Source organism: Syntrophales bacterium (assembly GCA_035363115.1).
In the GTDB taxonomy this organism is placed as follows: domain Bacteria; phylum Desulfobacterota; class Syntrophia; order Syntrophales; family PHBD01; genus PHBD01.
Genome location: DAOSEM010000005.1, coordinates 45,999 through 65,023, shown reverse-complemented (window position 1 = coordinate 65,023; position 19,025 = coordinate 45,999). Strand labels below are relative to the sequence as shown.

Genomic DNA, 19,025 nt, shown 5'->3' with positions numbered 1-19,025 from the left:
TCCCGAGAAGGAAAAGACGAATTGGATTTGCATAAAAAGGAGTCCACCCCCTTTTTCCTCCTGAGCCTCGGCTGCCCGAAGAACGAGATCGATGCCGAGGTCATGGCGGGGCTCCTCCGGGAGGCGGGATACCGGCCGGTGGAGCGGCCTGAGGACGCCCGCCTGATCCTCATCAACACCTGCGCCTTCATCCTCCCGGCAAGAGAGGAGTCCATCGAGGCGATCCTGACCCTGGCGCAGTACAAACAGAAGGGAACCTGCCGCCACCTGGTCGTCACGGGCTGCCTTCCCCAGCGCTACGGCCCGGAGCTGGCGCGGGACCTGCCGGAGGTGGACCTCTTCCTGGGAATCGACGAGATCCCCCGGATCGCCCGGCATATCGAAAAACTCGTCGCCCGGACCTCGCCTGACCGCCTCGCGGCCTCCCGGCGCCCGTCCTTCCTGATGGACGCGGCTCTTCCCCGCATGGTTTCGGGACCGAGACACACCGCCTACCTGAAGATCGCCGACGGCTGTTCCAACTGTTGCGCCTACTGCGCCATTCCGCAGATCCGCGGGCCCTACCGGAGCCGCCGCCTGGACGACGTCCTCCGTGAAGCGGAGCACCTGGTTCAAAATGGCACCCGGGAGATCATCCTCACCGCCCAGGACACGACGGCCTGGGGCAAAGACCGCAAAAGCGGGGAGCGCCTGCCCCGCCTGCTCCGGGAGCTGTCCCGCATCAGCGACCTGCACTGGCTCCGCCTCCTTTATACCTACCCGGCAGGCCTCACGGACGGCATCTTAGAGGCGGTGGCAGAGGAAGAGAAAATCTGCGAATACCTGGACATCCCGATCCAGCACATCGACGACGGGATCCTGGCCGCCATGAACCGCCGGGGCGGGAGCGCGGAAATCCGGAAGGTAATCCGGCAGGCCCGGGAGATCATCCCCGGGGTCGCCTTGCGGACCTCCCTCATCGTCGGCTTCCCCGGCGAGACGATCCGCAGGTTCAACGCCCTCGTGGATTTCGTCCGGGAGACCCGGTTCGACCACCTGGGCGTCTTCGTCTATTCAAAGGAGGAGGGAACGCCGGCGGCGGAGATGCCCCAGCGGATATCGAAGAAGGAGAAGGAGAGGAGATGGCAGGTCCTGATGGAGGAGCAGGCGGAAATCTCTGCTGAGATCAACGCCTCGCTCGTCGGGACCATGCAGGAAGTGCTGGTGGAGGGACCGGGCGAGAACCCCGATTATCCCCTGGTCGGCCGCTGCCGCCGGCAGGCACCGGAGATCGACGGGGTGACCTGCCTCAAGAAGAAGGGCATGAAGACCGGGCAGTTCCGGACGTTCCGGATCACCGGCTCGGATGTGTATGATCTCTTCGCATAAGCAAGGGGGAACAGGCTTTCCTGTTCCCCCTTGCTCCCGGCAAACGTAAGAACTTCTGCCCTCTTTTCAGGGCCTGTTCCATGTGCCCGTTGCCGTCGTGCCGTCGTAATTAGCGGTGATGCTGCTTGATACTACGTCCCAGTCGTCGCCGTCGCAGGTGACCGTATAGACGACTCCCGTGGCACCGCTCAACGCCACCTTGGTGCACGCCTCCGCCGGGCCGGCAACATGATTCGGGGAGGAAGGATTGACCAGATGTTGCGAAAAGCCCATGGATATTGCGGATTGTGCGCTGGCCACAGCGGCCTGGGCAGCTTTTGTTTTTGCCTCCGTCTGCATGTTAAAAAACTTGGCAGTTGCCACCGCCGCAAGAATCCCCAGCACCACCAAGACCACAATCATTTCGATCAGGGTGAAACCTTTCCGCTTTTCCAATAACGTCATCTTTTCGCTCCTGATTCAGGACAAGGGAACAACTTGAAATGAACTCTCTTCCCCCTGTTAGAGTTTGAACGTTCCGACTTCACGGATGAAATCGTCCAGCTTCCCGTGGTCCAAGACTCCCATCCACTTGAATCTCACCCCCCGGCGGCGATATCGCTCCTCGCTCTCCTGCAGTGCAACGTCAGATGCCGTCTCGAAATGGACCTTCTCCAGAAAAACGACATTGTGAGCCAGGAGTTGAAGAATCCCCGAATCCTCCAGGTCTTCCTTCGGCCCGTCGTAAACAAAGGCCAACCCGCCCCGGCTGATGTCCAGGACCTGCACCTTCCGTTCACTGTCCTCCCCCGGAGCAATAAGGACCATCGCCCTGCCCGTCACGGAGAACCGGCTTTGCAAGCGCCTCTTGAAAATTCTCCGGATGCCGTCCGACAAACCTCTCATTGGCGCTCCCTCTTTTGTATGGTTTTCTGCAAGAATTGGAGATATCAACATCAATACGGCGATTGACAAGAACAAAAGCACCCTGTAGGTGTTTTTCACAGCAACCGGGCATCGATTCAGCAAGAATCAAGATTGGATTACAAATCCTCCCATTTTTCTCATGTTACAACACAAAACCCTACATCAGGAGAATCCATGAAACTGTCCGTCATTGTCCCCTGCTTCAATGAGACCCATACAATAGAAAGCATAATTGATGCCATATGGAGTTCACCGCATCCGGATAAAGAGATCATCGTCGTGGACGACTGCTCGACCGATGGAACCAGGGAGAAGCTGAAACAGATCGAGGATCGCATCGACCGGATCATCCTCCAGCCGGCCAACCGCGGGAAAGGCGCCGCCATCCGGGAGGGAATCAAGACCGCGACGGGGGATATCGTCCTCATCCAAGATGCCGACCTGGAATACGACCCCCAGGAATACCCGAAACTCCTGAAACCGATCCTGGATGGTAAAGCCGATGTCGTCTACGGCTCCCGCTTCCTCGGCGGCGAGGCACACCGGGTCCTCTATTTCTGGCACCGGATGGGCAACGGCTTCCTCACCCTGCTCTCCAACATGCTGACTGACCTGAACCTGACGGACATGGAGACCTGCTACAAGGCCTTCCGCCGCGAGATCATCCAGTCGATCGCCATCGAGGAGAATCGCTTCGGGTTCGAACCGGAAATCACCGCCAAGATTGCCAGACTCGACTGCCGCATCTATGAAGTCGGCATTTCCTATTACGGGAGGACGTACAAGGAAGGGAAAAAGATCAACTGGAAGGACGGCTTGCGGGCGCTTTACTGCATTGTAAAGTACAATCTGCGTTGATAACGGCAAGAGAAGATCAGGGCAGAAGCCTGCTCGCCCTTCCTTTTCATGCTTCCCTCGAAGAGGCAGCCATGTGGCCGAAAATCATCCTCCTGCTGAAGATCAGCCGTCCCCCCTTGTGGATCGCACTGCCCCTGGTCTTCTGCATGGGCCTCGTGTACGGAAAGCACGGGCCGGCATCCGATCCCGCCTTCCGGTGCACAGCCCTGACGATCCTCCAGATGATTCTGCTTTCGTTTCCCGCCTGCTTGTTCACCTTCGGGCTGAACGATGTCCACGATTACGCCTCCGATCTTGGAAATCCACGAAAGGGTGGAGTCGAGGGAGCCCTGGCAGATCCGCGCCACCACAGGCTGGTCGTCCGCACCGCCATCACGGCGGGCCTTGCCATCCTGCTCGCTTCCGCCGCCACGGCAAATCCCGCGAACATCTTCTTCACCATGGCGTTCCTCGTCCTGGCCTACACCTATTCAACGCCCCCCTGGCGCCTGAAGGTTCGACCGCCTCTGGATGTGATCTCCGCCGGTATCATCGGCTTCATGGCCCCCTTCGCCCTTGGATTCAGCTTCGTGGACAACGCCCTGGCCCTTCCACTCCAGGCATACTACTTCACCTTCTGCGTCATGGGTTTTCACGCCTTCAGCACGATCATGGACTACAGCGTGGACAAGGGCATCGGCGACAGGACCTTTGCCGTCGCCTACGGGAAGCGGACTGCCGCCCTGTTCCCGGCCGTGATCTTTCTTTGCAGCCTGTTCATGGTCAGTGTTCCCTACGTCAAAGGCTTTTTCATCGCCTGTTCGGCCATCTCCGTCTTCGTGACGGTGTTCCCGTCGGAGAAGCTCGCCAGGTATTCCTTCCTGGCCATGTTTCTGGCCGTCGCCGCATCGGTTGTCCTCTGGGTTACGCCTTTCCTCTTCAAATAGTTGAAAAAACGAAGAAAGGGGGATGGAATTGAATTCCATCCCCCTTCTCTCTATGTTCCGATTACAGGGGCCTGTTTTCCAACCTGCCTCAGTCTTTAATGCTACTGCTGGATCGGCGGCAGGAAGCCTGTCCCGGACTTCATGTCTATCTGAACCGCAAAGTCGTCGTAATAAGTCGAGGTACCGGCGCTGCTGGAAGTGATCAGGGTTATATGATCGCCGGGGTTAGCGAAATCGGCCGCCGTACTCGAACTGGTCCAGTTCGGTGAAATCAGAGCCCATGTCTTGATGATGGAGTGGTAGAGATCTGAACCGGCCACTCCATCGAAGAAACTGGGGCCGAGGCCGCCATAGTAGTTTGCAGAATTGGTATCCAGGGCAGTCCAGGGTACAGTGACCGAGGCGCTGCTGTTATTCCCAATCAATGCAAAGTAGTCATTGCCTCCTGCCGCGGGAAGACCTGCTTTTCTGGTGGACCAGTCATCCGGCGGCCAGCTTACGCTGTTCCTCTTGTTGCCGATGCGATTTGGCGAGCCGTCAGCTTGTATTGTATTCCCTGCGACCGGGTCTTTGCTGTCACTGTAATAGATCATGATATAGTTGCTTTTCTGCAGGCTCGTACTCCCGTTTGCCCTCGCAACGGCGTCACTGCCCCCCCCAACCAAGTACAGATCATCGTTATTAAATTGTCCGACCACATTGGTCAAGATCAAGTATCCCTGCGTGGTGGTCGTTCCTGCGGCACCCCAGTTTGTCGTGATCACGGGCGTCCCGATGACACGGGCTGTCTTTAGACCGGTAATGTCCTTGATTTCATCACCATACTTGAGGTGACTGCCATCTGCATTCACCCTTCCATTTAGAAACCTAACCTCATAACCCTCGATCAGGCGAACCATGAGGGTGGTCCATGGTTTTAAACGCAAAGACGTTCCAGAACCGGTCGTAATGCCATCTGCACTCGTTATTGTTCGATAAGCTATCACTTTAAAACTACCGATTTGCGTTGGATGGCCGTTACGCTGCCAAAGGACAATAGCCGGATCAGAATAACGAGCTTCAGTCCTCCATAAAAGCCCAGATTCTATCGTCTCAGAAGTCGGATAGGTAGTGAGTGGCCGCAAGTCAGGATTGATTCCATCATTCTGTCCCCAACCACCACAATTCCACCCGAAAAACCACACACATGATCTTGTTTGCCTTTGCCTGAGGAATGAAGCACCATATGTATGCACATCTCTGTCAGCTTCTTGTGTTCCCTGATTGTTCCTCACTCGGAATCCGAGGCCGGCCATGAAATACGGCTGCTGATTGTTCACTTTCACCTGGAGGTCGTAACTGAGACAACCGCCGGCATCGTGCCATGCCTGCGCGAGGTTTACATCGGTCGTCGTCCAGTCCCAGGCGTTAACGGCCCAGAGGCCATCGTTGCCCCAACCGATGAGCCCCATCAACCAATCCAGGATGCCGCTACCTGTCGTGGTCGGATCAATCACGGAACTGACCCTCATCGCCCCGTCTTCATAGACATGCGTGCCCATCTGCCCGTTCGTGAAGGAGAAACGGGTTACGTCGCTAGCGCTGTTAAAGGTATTAATCTCTTGTTTTTTAACAAATTTCCCGCCCCCATCCAACCAGCCAATGGGAACGCTGTATGTGATCTGCCTCGTACTCCCGCTGTAATTGCCCGTAGAGGTGAGAAGCAGGTATTTTGCGAGGATAATCTTCGACGCGGCAGTTATGTCATTAGTAGCATTATTCAATGAAAAGGTCGGCCATTCTTTGGACGGGTCTGCCAAGGTGATTGTGTACAGCGTATTGCCTACCCGTTTTTCATAGTTGAAAACCACTGAACCGGTTGCCGAAGTCGTGAAATTGCCGTTCAACAAAGGAAAAACGTCGGCTCCCTTCGACTGCAGAACCAAATTGCCACCACTGGCGAATGAAGTGCTGGAAGGCAGGGCCACCGGCAGAACTTCATTATTCCCGCTCATGGCAGGCGTACCCGAGAGGGTGCTAAACGTTACCGTTGTCCCCGAGCTGGCCCGGGATCCATAGGAATGGAAGGTGTTGGTTCCTAACAGCAAATAACCGCCACCGGCGCCTGTCTTCAGTTGGTCTGGTGCCGTCCCGCTGATTTGGGTTGTCAGGGTGCTGCCAGACACGGATTGGGCAACCGTCCAAAAGGGGGAGACAACCGTTGTGAACGAACCGCGATTGTTCAGGAGTGTGTAAGTCTTGTTGTTTATGTTGGATAAGACGGTTTCTCCCGCCGCTGTATTGTCGGCAGCGAGATACTGTCCCGCGGCATAACGGAATCCCGATTCTGCGAGAAAGTATGCCTTCCGCCCATGATCCGAGCCTGCCTGATTCATATAGGAAGCGGAAAACATGGGAACCATGGCGGCCCCCAGCGTGGCCATGACCACCATCGCGGTAATCAGGCCGATCAACACGCTGCCCTTCTGGTGAGCTCGCAGCAAACGCGTGGATGCCCCCTCCGTCCACCCTGCCCTGCGTACGGCAGCAACTACTACCAGCGAACTCAAGAGAAGAAACGGAATGGCCCAGGGAGCATAGACAATCAGGAATGTCAGGGCCGCAACAGGAAGCAGGATCATCCTCACTGCCCACATTGCAAAGGGGCGATCCTTGATCATACCGGCCGCCGCCGGGCCGTGGATATAATACTGATCCGCCAGCCATTTTCCCCCGCTCCAGGTCAGCAGGAAGCGGTCCCGGAAATCCCTGAGCAGCATGACCATGGGATGTGCCGCATTCCCGAATGCCGCCGTGGCGACAAAGCACCCGTAATTTGTTTTCAGTGCGAGGGGTTCGACACCCGGCGCCGCCCCACCCTGATTCTTGTTGTTTCTTGGACTCACGCGATTCATGAAACTAAGGACAGTGCCATCCGGCCGCGCAATCTGAACATTGATGTCGATGGCCGATAGATTGCGGATGTCGCTGGAGGTTCCCGGTACCGGAAGCGGCCAACTGCTTGCCGGAGTGGCACCGGTGTAATAGGTGAGAGTCAAGCTGTTGACGTTATCAACAAGGATATCGCCGCCTGTCACGTCGGTTCCGCCGGTGGCTGATATTTTTATCGCCTTGGCTGATGCATCCAAGCCGATCGTAACGTTTCTATCCACATTTTTCACGGGCAGCAATATCGAGCTCGCAGCCGCAGTCAGTCCCGTCATTTCGACGATTTCCCGTGTTACTCTGGCCATGGCCAACTGAGCCTTTTGTGTCATTTCCGCGTTGTCCTTCACGATCATGTATCCCTGAACGGCCTGAACCATTCCCAGCCCGCCGACGGCAGCGAGAATTCCCACCAGAATCAGGGACACGATGACCTCGATCAGGGTGAATCCGCGCATCCCTCTTCTCCCTCCGCACCATCGTGCCTGCTTCAACGAATCTATTGCACCATGAAGCATGCCGCTCACAGGATTTTCTTTTCTTGTCGTCGCCATGATTCATCACTCCGTAAATAGAGCCGTTAAAGTAAGGCCCCTATAGTCAATGGTTACCTTCAATAATTTATCGCTGGCAGCACCAGTCGTTTCCTGACCACCTGCCTGCGGTAATGAAATCCAGTCATTCTCTACAATTGTATATGCGTGGCCTGAAGCGGAATACAGTGTTTGCTGCGAATTTTTAGCCCCGATGCGCTCTTTGAATGTGTTCAGAGGAGAACCGCTCTGTGCCTCTGACAATGTTTTCTTGTAGTCGGCCGTCATGTTCTCCATGATCTGATTGATATAGGCACCGTTCTGAGCCAAGAGAACCGGGTTGGCGCTCTGCACCACCCCCGTTCCCATAAAGGATACCAGCAACGCCGCCATGATCGAAAGTACGACGAGCCCAATAATCACTTCAAGCAGTGTAAATCCTTTACTTTTCTTCCTTCGCTCCTTCATATTTGTCTCTCCCTCGCATGGCGCCCATTAAATTCATCATGAGTAATCAAGGAATAAATCCCGTATTTTTCGTAATTTGGAAATTTCCGCCGTTGGTCGTTAACGTGATCGTTGATGCAATCAAATTTCCTGATGTATCAACGGGACTTCCATAAGCATTGAACCTGATGTTCTGAGGCGCCGATGTGATCGTTAGCTTTGATTTCTTGTCATCCAGGTTCACCGTCGGATCCTTCTCACCGAGAAACAATACCGGTGTTGAAGGAGATGCCCCATCGTATAAATAATATGTCGTCGTTGTAGAGAAATTCACCCCCCATATCGTACCGGTGCTCATCGCCCTTGATTGGGCATACCGGAGATGGTTCTTGATCACTTGAATTTGGGAAGTAAGGTCCGCATCGCTCGTTGTGTTCATCCTGACAATGACGAAAGCAAGGAGAATGCCAAGAATAATGAGAACCGCGATAATTTCAATCAACGTGAATCCCTTATCTGACGCTTTGTTTCCTCTTTTCATAGCACCCATCCAAACCCTCCATTCAGCATTCAAGCGGTAACTCCATGATTATTCTTCCCGCCATTTTCCTTCGAAAAATCCTTCACTTGAAAATATAGCAGCCCCCCCATGAATACCGCCGTAAGCGACAGCATGACTGATAAATATGCGAAGGGAGACCATGCAGATTTCATGAAAGGCAGGATAGCGGTCAGAACTGCTATAATGAAGAGTGCCGTTCCAGCTTTGGCACATATCACTGCCCTTTGTCCTCCGATCATCATGATGACAGCAAGCCCCAGAAGCCAGGTACCGGCAAGAATGCTCATCCATGGAAGCATCTTAATCCCATGATTGATCAGTGCGTCGGCACCAAGAAGTCTCAGGCCTGCCAGCAGGACGAGACCCAAGATCCAGTAGAAAGCACCCGTCAGCCCATAGCATGCAGCGCAATCCTCATTCGTTTTCGGTTTGGACGTTATCCCCGCAAGCTGCCCTATTCCTCCCTGATTCCACAAGAGATGCCTTAAAATCCGCACTGGAATTGAGAGGCTTTCTTCACGTACCTTCTTCATAACCCGGTTGGTAAAATCTCCTTGGACCTCAATAATGCGAGACCTGCTTGTTTGGATAAGTTGAAGAAGCCTATCATTATCCATTTGAGAATTACCTCACAAATAATTATTTAACGTATATACAACTACTAAATGAAAAAAGTCACACACTCCATAAATTTAAATGATCATCTAACGTTATCCCGTAAGCCTTTTTTCAACGGCTCTCTAATGTCCCAACTTTCATTTAAAAAAGTGCGTGTGAGATGATTGTTGAAAGTATGATCGAATCACCTCTGAATAGCCCATATACTACAACGGAATGCCTTGAAATATTTTGATTCTTGCTTTCAACAAACATCACTTCTCGCTTGTCATGCATTTTAACGCATGCTCTATCTCTTTCTTCTGACCTCTATGACATGCCCATGGAAGGCCCCCCTGCTAAACTGACCCAAAAACTCCACAGACAAGTCTTTCCTTTGTGTAACATCCCGGAACATGCTCAAGATGTACTGCCCCCCAAGCCAAGGATAACTGTAGACAAGGACGAAATGGTCCGGGTACTCGAAACCAAGCCTCTCTACTCTCAGCACATTCCCGATGTATCTCACATTAGACAGGGGTTTGGTGACGTACCGGTTCACAGGATACTGAGTCAGGAAATAATCCGGCAAGCTGACGAAAACCGGAACATCACGAGGCACTCTCTTTTCAAGCAAATCGATATATTCCTGCGCAACCAAGTACCCGTCGATGTACTCCTCGGACCGCTCAGCCATGGCGATATTTGGGAAGTGCAGCGAAGGATACAGAGCACCGCTCCTGTTGACCAGAAACACGGAGATTATGAGGACCAAGATGATTATTAGAATGCCCTCGTTGCGCAGGACTCTATCAATCATATAAAATATAATGAATAACATGGAAGGTATCGCATAGGCAAAATACCGTGTTAAAAAACTGCTATCATCCTGCTGTATTAGATTGTAAAGCACGAAATAAAAAAAGAAAAAAACAATAATGAGAAAAGAATGGAAGTAGATAATCTGCTTCTGTTGGCCATTTATACGAGCGTTCTTGTTGAGAAGTTTCAAAATCAACATGAATGAAATGAAAATACTTGCCCCATAAATAATAATCATATCAGGGACTATTGATATGTACGCTTGATAGATTAAGATGCTTTTATTTATCATGCCTGAAACAATATCTGAATGACTCTGGTGGTAGGTCATCGAAAGCCTGCTGTCACTAACGACCATAATGGCCTTGACCGCTACAAGAGAAGGGGCCGTGAGAATAAGAGCGTCCAGAAAACGCCTGCAGAGATTTTTCTCCTGACAACACAAAACCGTCAGGACCAACGCCCCGACGCCGATCAACGCGCTGCCCTTGATCAGGCAAGCCACGACGAGAAACAGGGTGGAAGGCAAGATTCGGCTCTTGAAAAAAAGGGTAAATGCCAGAAGAGTAAAAAAGAGTACCGGTACTTCCAAATACATGAACCCAAGTTGGGCCAATACTATGGGATAGACAAGACAGGCGAGTGACAGGAGCAGGGCAGAATATTTTCCAATAAGGGCGCTGAGCATCCGCGTCAACATGACCGCGATAGACGCAGCCATGAGCCATTGCATGACTCTCAAGATAACCCAGGCCGGGGTGCCGCCACCTGTGACCTTCAAAACCAAGGCAGTGACCAGGGTCATTAAAGAAAGGGCATGCGCCGTCGGCCCCCCATCATGGTAGCGGGGCTGCTCCATGAGATGCACATAATCGAAGCCGTTATCGACCAGAAATTGAGCTGCGGGAAAAATGCTGAACGCCTCGTCCCAGACCGGCTGGATGCCAAGAAAAGGCCATTTCAATGCCAAGATAAGAAGAAAGAAAGTCGAGAAAAGACGTCCGTTCGACTTGAGTGCCCCGTCAGCAATGCTCGAAGCCAAGTTGCCCAGTTTGTTACCTGCGGAGGACAACTTAGCGTCCATAAAAGCCCCTCACTGCGTCGACCACCCGGGAGACCTGTGCAGGCTGCATTTCATAAAACATCGGCAGACGGAGCAGGCACTCACTAGTGCGGTCTGTAACCGCCATGCTTCCGTGGGTGCGACAGTGCCTCATCCCCATGGGCGAAGAATGCAGCGGGATATAGTGGAATACGGAAATGATGGAGCGCTCCTCCAGCCAAGTAATCAGTCTGGCCCTTTCCGCCAAGGATCTTGTGATAATGTACATGATGTGACCGTTACAGGTGCTATCGCCGTCTACTGAGGGTAGCCGTATAGCACCACTTTCTTCCAGATCGCGCAGGCCTTCCATGTACTGCTCCAGCAACCTGCACCTGGCGGCTATGATCTGTTCGGCCATCTCCAGTTGGGCGAACAGGAACGCGGCGATGATATCGCTTGGCAGGTAAGAGGAACCTATGTCCGCCCATGTATACTTGTCTACTTGCCCCCGGAAAAAGCGTCTTCTGTCGGTGCCTTTTTCCCATATCATCTCAGCGCGATCCGCAAGTTCTGGGTCGTTGACCAGCAAGGCCCCGCCCTCACCACTGATGATGTTCTTCGTCTCATGGAAGCTCAGGCACCCCAAGTCACCCAAAGTACCAAGACACTTTCCCTCATACGTGGACAAAAGGCCTTGGGCCGCGTCCTCCACGACACGCAATCCCTTTTCGTTAGCCAAGGCCAGTATTGCGTTCATGTCACAGGGTGTACCTGCATAGTGTACGGGCACGATGGCTTTTGTCTTCTCCGTTAGCGCATCGTTCAGCAGGCATTCATCCATATTTAAAGTATCTTCACGGATGTCCACAAACACCGGAACTGCTCCACGCAGGACAAAAGCGTTGGCCGTGGAAACGAAAGTGAACGAGGGCATGATCACCTCGTCTCCCTCGCCTATACCGCAGAGCATGGCACTCATCTCCAGGGCTGCGGTGCAGGAATGAGTCAAAAGTGCCTTGTGTGACCCGATTGCTTTTTCAAGCCACGCTTGGCACTTCTTTGTGAAATACCCGTCTCCGGATATGTGGCCGTGAGTGATGACGGCTTGAGCTACATAGAAAAGTTCCTTGCCGACGATGTAGGGTCTGTTGAATGGTATCTTGTCGTTTTCCATATATCGCCTCATAGATCATACATCTGAGATTTGCTCTAAATATTATCTCGAAGATCAAAAGGATTTCGCTCTATTCAGCAGCTTTTCGTTGAAATGTATGATCACTTTTTTTGACATTCCATTATGTGGTGAGTATAGGGCACTCTCAGCAGATCATGTCGCAACGTTTGAGATAAACGCTTAAAATGTGGTAGTGCCAAGGCCGCGTATTCATTAGCTTTTCTAACATTTAGGCCCCTGTCCTGTCCAATCATCCACCGAGCAAAGAAGTGCTGGTCCCTGATTTTGCATGGATCAATTGTAAGGCATCGCCCCTGTCATTTATTGCTGCAGCTGCAAAAGAAAAAAATGCCGAAGCATTTACATCGTCAAGATGATGGAGAACACCAAGCCCCATCACCAAGTCAAATCCACTTAATTCTTTATTGTATATGGATTCCAAAGGCATGCAATAAAAATATGCTCTATCTCCATACTTTTCTCTTGCAGCATCTATATATCTTTGATCGATATCAATGCCATAATATTCAACATACTGAGGTAAATACTTTAGAATAGATGCGGGACCGCACCCTATGTCCAAAATACGCATCTTTAATTTTGGTTTTATATAGCCATAAACAATCTCATAATTTGCTTTTTTGCTTCCTAGTAGTCCTACGCCTAAATTATAAACCTTAGGCAATGACAGTAACGAACGCCAACCGGATGTCAACTGTGTCATAGCTAATAATCCATATATTTATGACATAGTACTAATAAATGATTTATACCTGTTTTATGAAAGAACATTCTGTAAAACGTTTTTATCAAATCTAATACTCCACATATCGATCAATTATTTTATTTTTCATTCTTTTTTGTGATTCTAGTTATATTATAGAACAGAAAGTGAATTATTCCTAGAATAATAATCATTAATCCATATAACCTGATTATCAAAGCGCCAGATTGAGCTTCAACTATAGACATTTGTTTTGCCATCCCCAAATATAGAGAAATGCTAACTTCAGAAATACCGATGGCCCCTGGTATTAAGCTTAAGATGTTGATAATTGATACAACAGCAACCATAGCCAATGTTTCAAAAAAGCCAATTTCAATTTTAATGCTATTTAGAGTTATCTGCCAGCCAAACCCTATAATGAACCAACCTGCGATCGTCAACAACATAATAATGGATAGAGATTTAAGAGAACCGACACTATTAATAATCGTATTAATTACATAATACTTTCTGATGCGCCTTATTTTCATCATCGCAACAATACCAACAACCATGATAAATATAATCAATAGACATCCCGCAATTAGTAAATATTTATAATTACCAGAATAATTATTATATATAGCCAGCATGGCTATCATCGATACTACAAGAAGATCCATTGTACGCTCAGTCAATAAAGTACTATAGCCTACTGTTCTGTTTATAAATCCATCGTTTTTTAACCATTCAACCTTAATGGCCTCACCAGACAATAAAGGTGTCATCGTTGATATGCTTAATGATATTGCATTATAAAAATACAACTCACCGGCTGGTACTTTCATGTTAAGATTTCCCAGTAATATTGACCAACGATAACTTCTAATCAGCCAAAATATCATTACAGATAACACACCAGCAAAAAAATATGTTGATCTAACATTTTGCATAATTCTACCAATGTCGTACCAATAAAAATTTTCTGCGATATACCACAGACACAATAGCAGTATCGTTACACTAAATAGTAGTGTCAATCTCTTCATTGTTTGGGATTTAAATCGTTTTCCTTTTGTCTCCAATGTTGCATACCTTGATAAAAAAAGGATCCAATAATTCACTTATACAATCATATATTATTATTTCGCCTCACAGGTTTAGAAGATCTGCAATTTCAAATGCGAGTTCAACCGCCTGTTCAGCGTTAAGCCGAGGGTCGCAGTTGGTTAGATAATTAAGATCCAGATCTGAATCGCTGATTTGCCTACTTCCACCAATGCATTCAGAAACATCTTCACCCGTCAACTCCAGATGCACACCTCCCGCGATGCTCCCTTCTGCGTGGTGAATATGAAAAAATTTGCGAACTTCAGTTAATATATCATCAAATTTCCTTGTTTTTTTAAAATGATTATTAACGTAAGTGTTACCATGCATTGGATCACAGCACCACAATACTTGAAATCCTTCTCTTCTGATTGCACGAACAAGTGGCGGAAGCAATACATCAATTTCATCGGCACCGAATCTGGTTATAAGAGTGAGTCGACCCGGATCATTGTTCGGATTCAGTATTCTTATAATCGTTCGTATTTCGTCAATCTCATAGTTTGGGCCAATTTTCACGCCGACAGGATTACATATACCTCGCATAAACTCTACATGAGCCCCATCTAATTGACGCGTACGATCACCAATCCAGAGCATATGCGCACTGGTGTCGTACCAATTACCGGTGGTTGTATCAATTCGCGTCATAGCCTCCTCATATTCAAGCAGAAGACCTTCATGCGAGGTATAAAGAATTATTTGGTTCAACTGAGGGGCATTGCTGTCGATTCCAATCGCAGACATGAATTTAATAGCCTTTTGAATTCCTTTAATCAAACCGACATATTTATTATTTGGCGGAAACGTGTACCAGGTTTCCCGGTGCCATGCATTTGCCCTATCTATCGCCGCATATCCACCGCGAGTGAACGCCCTGACTAGATTTAAAGTTGCTACTGCCCTAAAATAGCCTTCTAATAGCCTGTGAGGATCTGGGGTTCTTGCATCTAGGGTGGGTTCGCGACTGTTTACCATATCTCCACGGTAAACTGGTATCTCCTGATCACCAATTTTTTCTATATCAGAAGATCTAGGCTTTGCATATTGGCCCGAAATTCTGCCAATGTTAACAATCCTTTTTTCACCAGCATATGCTAATATTATAGACATCTGTAGGATAACTCTGAGGAGATTATGAATAACTGGACCGTTACATTTGTCGAAATCCTCTGAGCAATCACCACACTGCAATACAAACACTTTCCCTTCAACAGCATCAGCTAATTGACGGATCAATGTCCTCGTCTCTCCGGCGAACACAACGGCTGGAAGGCGAGAAAGCGTTTCAAGCGTTTCTTCAAGTACATGCACATCTGGCCACCGGGGTTGCTGCCTAGCAGTATATGAACGCCAACTTGACTTGCTCCACACCGGAACGCTCATAAAAAGACCTCACTTATTGTAAATACTCTGATAGTATTTCCAAGATTCCCAACACGCTTCTTTCGACACGGGAACATCTGTAATACTGATTCCTGGGGCTCTTACAAGAGCGGCTCGGATCTCCCGTCCTCTGCTTTTCTTATCTTGCACTAATAGATTTAAAAATATAGTCTTTTTAATGTTGTTATAATGAATATTCGGATAATAACGTGATACATAGTTACAAATACTTTTTAATAGGCCTTCTTCCATGCCGATGTATTTATAACTTAGATAGGCTTCTGCAACTATACCAGCTGCAATGGCATCACCATGGGTTATCATGCTTTCTTGGTCAGACAAAAGAATGCTTTCAATAACATGACCAATTGTATGACCAAAATTGAGTGCTTTACGATATCCCCCTTCTTTAGGATCAATACATACAATTTTGCTTTTTATCATTATTGACTGCTTAATTAGCTCTTCTGAAGGTATTTTTGTAGGATCCGTCTTTTCTAGTCTATCCCACTCGTTAACACCGCTAATTAAAGCATGCTTCATCATCTCAGCATATCCAGATCTAAGTTCTCGCTTCGACAACGTATTAAGAAAAGATGACGATATTATTACACAGTATGGCATTTTAAATATTCCAATATTGTTTTTTATGTTTTCATAGTTTACCCCCAACTTTCCTCCATATCCCGCATCAACTTGTGCAAGTAGTGTTGTTGGGCAGTTAATAAATCGAACACCTCTTTTAAACGTTGTCGCACAAAATCCACCCATATCGCATATAACCCCACCTCCCAGATTGACTGTTAAGGCATTGCGATCTAAACCGCCATTTGTCATTTCATGCCATATTCTTAGACAGTTATTAATATTTTTATTATTTTCTCCGGCGGGAACTGATGCGACAATATGTCGCGGCAGGTAGGGGGCGATTTTCGGATAGCATACAGTATTCGTGTTTTCATCGGTGATAACAATAATATTATTTGCATGTGTCTCGTCTATTATTTTTTTTAATAATAATCCTGGTTCGTTTGTAATTCTAATGTATTCAGGAATGTACATAGCGAATTAGTCGTCCCTGAAAAAAGATTCAATTAGCCCAGACAGGGCTTAAGCATACCGCTCTTTGACAAGTCTGTCCCTCTCTCCGGCCAAAATCAGGCAGAAGAAAAAGGATAAAAAGAAAGCTCCAAGGAGCTTCATCAGGTTGAACCCACAGCCGGACAGGATGGCGTTCATCCGATCCCCATCTTTCCCTTTCAGGTGGTTGCGTTCGAGGCGGTGATCCGATTTCAGGTGGCCGAAGATCGGCTCGATGGCGGATCGCCGGGCGTACCATCGCCAGATGCCAGGCTTCATGCTCCGTTTCTTCTTGCCGGCCAGGTGCACTGTCGCGTGTCGGTGATTTCTTTGTCGGCACCTCGATACCCTCGGCCGCAATAAGCATGCAGCGGCTGCCAGCCGGTGATGCGTTTGACTGTCAGCGGTCATGCAATAATGACCCCCTACGGTCACTGAAAAATGACCCCCCAACCGAAAGGGGGATCGCAAATGAGCATTGCCGAAGTCATAATCCTCCCGATGACGGCATCGGGAGGGGACGAGATGATCAAGGGGGACCAGTGGCACGAGATCCACACGCGGCACAGGCTTCATGAGTCCAAGAAGTCGATTGCCCGGACAATGGGTCTGGACGTGCGGACGGTGAGGAAGATTCTCAGCCAGAAGGAACCGGTTGCCTACACGAGAACGAACGTCATGAGCAGCATCCTGAACCCCTGGAAGGAGCACATTCGGCAGAGGGTCGCCGCCGTCGGGTATTGCGCGCAATCCATGTACGAAGAGCTTCAGGGGATGGGCTACTCCGGCGCCTACGAAGCGGTGAAGCGGTTTGTCCGGCCTCTCCGGCAGGAAGCCAACCTGGAAGCGACGATGCGCTTCGAGACGCCGCCGGGCCGCCAGGGACAGGCAGACTGGGGACAGTGCTGGACGCTCCTGGACGGGAAGCGTGTCAGGGCCCACCTGTTCGTCCTGACCCTGAGCTACAGCCGCGGGATGTTTGTCCAAGCCGCCACGGACGAGAAGCTTCCCACGTTCATCCGCTGTCACCTTGCCGCATTCGATCACTTCGGCGGTATTCCCCACGAGATCCTTTACGACAACCCGAAGACGGTCGTCGTGTCCCGGGATTTCGAAGGCCGCTCCATCCGCTGGAATGCCGCCTTCTGGGATTTTGCCCGGTATTACGGGTTCCGTCCCCGGCTTCATCGGCCCTACCGCCCCCAGACCAAGGGCAAGGTGGAGTCGGGCGTCAAGTACGTCAAACGGTTCCTCAGGGGGAAGGCCTTTGCTTCTCTCGATCACCTCAACGAGTCGCTCCTGAACTGGATTACAACCGCTGCGGATCAACGGATCCACGGGACCACCCACAGGAAACCGGCGGAGTTGTTCCTGGAAGAGCGGGACCTGCTGCTCGACCACCACGGGAAGCCGCCCTACACGATCCAGGAACGGGTCGTCCGGCAGGTTTCCCGGGACTGCATGGTCGCCTTCGAGACGAACCGGTACTCTGTTCCTTTCCGGTATGCCGGCAAGCAGGTGGATGTTCAAGCTGTCGATGACCGGATCCATGTCTATCATGACGGTCAGCTCGTCGTTTCCCATCTCCGCTGCGAAGGCTCCTTTCAGAACCGGATCAACAAGGAACACTACTGGGGCCTCTTCCGGCGAAATCGTTTGCCGGCCACGCCGGCCTGGCACCCCTTCCGTCCTTCTCCAGAAGAAGAGGTGGAGATCCGGGACATGGCCTTCTATGAGGCCGTTGCCGAAGGAGGTGCCCGATGACTCCGCTCGCCCGCATTCAGGAGAACCTGCGGCACCTGAGGCTTCACCGGATCCAGAACCTTCTGGAGAACAGCCTGGAGGAGGCCTCCCGGAACAATCTCTCCTACACGGACTTCCTGGATCAGATGCTGTCCCAGGAGGTCGCCGCCAAGATGGAGAAGAACGTGTCCATGCGCACCACCATGGCCCGGTTCCCCTTCGTCAAGACCCTGGAGAGCTTCGACTTTGCCTTTCAGCCCTCGATCGACAAGAAGAAGATCAAAGAGCTGGCTTCCTGTCGCTTCATCGCCAACGGCGAGAACATCATCCTGCTGGGACCGCCGGGTGTCGGGAAGACCCATCTGGCCGTTGCCCTCGGACTCAAAGCCGTCTCGGAAGGATACCGGACCTACTTCACCCAGGCGACGCCCCTGGTGGCCTCGTTGACCAAGGCCTATGCCGAGAACCGCTTCGAGGAGAAGCTCAAGCTCTACTGCCAGTCCAAGCTCCTGATCATCGACGAGATCGGCTACATCCCCATCGACCGCCACGGTGCCCACCTGTTCTTCCAGCTCATCTCTCGCCGCTATGAGAAAGGGGCCCTGATCCTGACTTCCAACCGGAGTTTCAGTCAGTGGAACGAGATCTTCGGGGATTCTGTCATCGCCACGGCCATCCTGGACCGGATCCTCCATCACTCCACTACCGTCAACATCAAGGGAAACTCCTACCGCCTGAAGGAAAAGGTCAAGGCGGGGCTCATCCAGCAGCCTCCGCCCAACGAGGAACCATCATAAACCAGGGGGTCATTTTTCGATGACCACAAAGGGTCATTTT

17 protein-coding genes and 1 pseudogene are annotated in these 19,025 nt (G+C 50.5%); 5 read left to right on the top strand and 13 right to left on the bottom strand.

What is annotated here, in order from left to right; translation table 11 throughout:
• Positions 1–21: 21 nt before the first annotated feature.
• Complete coding sequence (gene rimO / locus PLO63_11185; protein ID HOI74699.1) at positions 22–1,368, top strand: 30S ribosomal protein S12 methylthiotransferase RimO; 1,347 nt, start codon at positions 22–24, stop codon at positions 1,366–1,368.
• A 66-nt stretch (positions 1,369–1,434) separates the two neighbouring features.
• Here rimO and PLO63_11180 read toward each other — a convergent pair whose 3' ends face one another.
• A complete protein-coding gene (locus PLO63_11180) occupies positions 1,435–1,812 on the bottom strand; it encodes a prepilin-type N-terminal cleavage/methylation domain-containing protein (GenBank protein HOI74698.1) in 378 nt (125 codons plus the stop codon).
• 57 nt (positions 1,813–1,869) lie between these two features.
• Positions 1,870–2,253: a PilZ domain-containing protein gene (locus PLO63_11175; protein HOI74697.1), complete on the bottom strand. Its 384-nt coding sequence runs from the start codon at positions 2,251–2,253 to the stop codon at positions 1,870–1,872.
• 195 nt (positions 2,254–2,448) lie between these two features.
• On the opposite strand from PLO63_11175, the gene PLO63_11170 reads away from it, so the two are divergent.
• Positions 2,449–3,132, top strand: a complete 684-nt coding sequence (locus PLO63_11170; protein HOI74696.1) for a glycosyltransferase family 2 protein — start codon at positions 2,449–2,451, stop codon at positions 3,130–3,132.
• Between the two features lie 71 nt (positions 3,133–3,203).
• Positions 3,204–4,058: a UbiA family prenyltransferase gene (locus PLO63_11165; protein ID HOI74695.1), complete on the top strand. Its 855-nt coding sequence runs from the start codon at positions 3,204–3,206 to the stop codon at positions 4,056–4,058.
• A 101-nt stretch (positions 4,059–4,159) separates the two neighbouring features.
• Here PLO63_11165 and PLO63_11160 read toward each other — a convergent pair whose 3' ends face one another.
• From PLO63_11160 to PLO63_11110, 11 genes and pseudogenes are all read right to left on the bottom strand, one after another.
• Positions 4,160–7,537 (bottom strand): type II secretion system protein, encoded by a 3,378-nt coding sequence (locus PLO63_11160; GenBank protein ID HOI74694.1) that lies wholly within the window; start codon positions 7,535–7,537, stop codon positions 4,160–4,162.
• A 6-nt stretch (positions 7,538–7,543) separates the two neighbouring features.
• On the bottom strand, positions 7,544–7,984 hold the full coding sequence (locus PLO63_11155) for a type II secretion system protein (protein HOI74693.1): 441 nt from the start codon (positions 7,982–7,984) through the stop codon (positions 7,544–7,546).
• A 46-nt stretch (positions 7,985–8,030) separates the two neighbouring features.
• Entirely contained in the window at positions 8,031–8,513 is a 483-nt protein-coding gene (locus PLO63_11150; protein ID HOI74692.1) for a prepilin-type N-terminal cleavage/methylation domain-containing protein, read from the bottom strand.
• Positions 8,514–8,533: 20 nt separating this feature from the next.
• Entirely contained in the window at positions 8,534–9,142 is a 609-nt protein-coding gene (locus tag PLO63_11145; protein ID HOI74691.1) for a hypothetical protein, read from the bottom strand.
• A gap of 290 nt (positions 9,143–9,432) precedes the next feature.
• Positions 9,433–11,028: a hypothetical protein gene (locus PLO63_11140; GenBank protein HOI74690.1), complete on the bottom strand. Its 1,596-nt coding sequence runs from the start codon at positions 11,026–11,028 to the stop codon at positions 9,433–9,435.
• Positions 11,018–12,163 carry a dTDP-4-amino-4,6-dideoxygalactose transaminase gene (gene rffA, locus PLO63_11135; protein HOI74689.1) on the bottom strand — a complete coding sequence of 382 codons (1,146 nt, stop codon included), beginning with the start codon at positions 12,161–12,163 and terminating at the stop codon, positions 11,018–11,020. The genes PLO63_11140 and rffA overlap by 11 nt, the downstream gene beginning before the upstream one ends.
• Positions 12,164–12,413: 250 nt before the next feature.
• Entirely contained in the window at positions 12,414–12,887 is a 474-nt protein-coding gene (locus PLO63_11130; GenBank protein HOI74688.1) for a class I SAM-dependent methyltransferase, read from the bottom strand.
• 119 nt (positions 12,888–13,006) lie between these two features.
• Entirely contained in the window at positions 13,007–13,918 is a 912-nt protein-coding gene (locus tag PLO63_11125) for a lysylphosphatidylglycerol synthase transmembrane domain-containing protein (GenBank protein ID HOI74687.1), read from the bottom strand.
• Positions 13,919–14,021: 103 nt separating this feature from the next.
• The gene (locus PLO63_11120) at positions 14,022–15,365 is read right to left on the bottom strand and encodes a 3-deoxy-7-phosphoheptulonate synthase class II (protein HOI74686.1); all 1,344 of its coding nucleotides are present in this window, start codon (positions 15,363–15,365) and stop codon (positions 14,022–14,024) included.
• A gap of 9 nt (positions 15,366–15,374) precedes the next feature.
• A complete protein-coding gene (locus PLO63_11115) occupies positions 15,375–16,427 on the bottom strand; it encodes a 3-dehydroquinate synthase family protein (GenBank protein HOI74685.1) in 1,053 nt (350 codons plus the stop codon).
• 129 nt (positions 16,428–16,556) lie between these two features.
• Positions 16,557–16,837 (bottom strand): annotated as a pseudogene (locus PLO63_11110) (transposase).
• A gap of 79 nt (positions 16,838–16,916) precedes the next feature.
• On the opposite strand from PLO63_11110, the gene istA reads away from it, so the two are divergent.
• Both istA and istB read left to right on the top strand, forming a co-directional pair.
• The gene (gene istA / locus PLO63_11105; protein ID HOI74684.1) at positions 16,917–18,209 is read left to right on the top strand and encodes an IS21 family transposase; all 1,293 of its coding nucleotides are present in this window, start codon (positions 16,917–16,919) and stop codon (positions 18,207–18,209) included.
• A complete protein-coding gene (gene istB, locus PLO63_11100) occupies positions 18,206–18,985 on the top strand; it encodes an IS21-like element helper ATPase IstB (GenBank protein HOI74683.1) in 780 nt (259 codons plus the stop codon). The genes istA and istB overlap by 4 nt, the downstream gene beginning before the upstream one ends.
• The last annotated feature ends 40 nt before the right edge of the window (positions 18,986–19,025 follow it).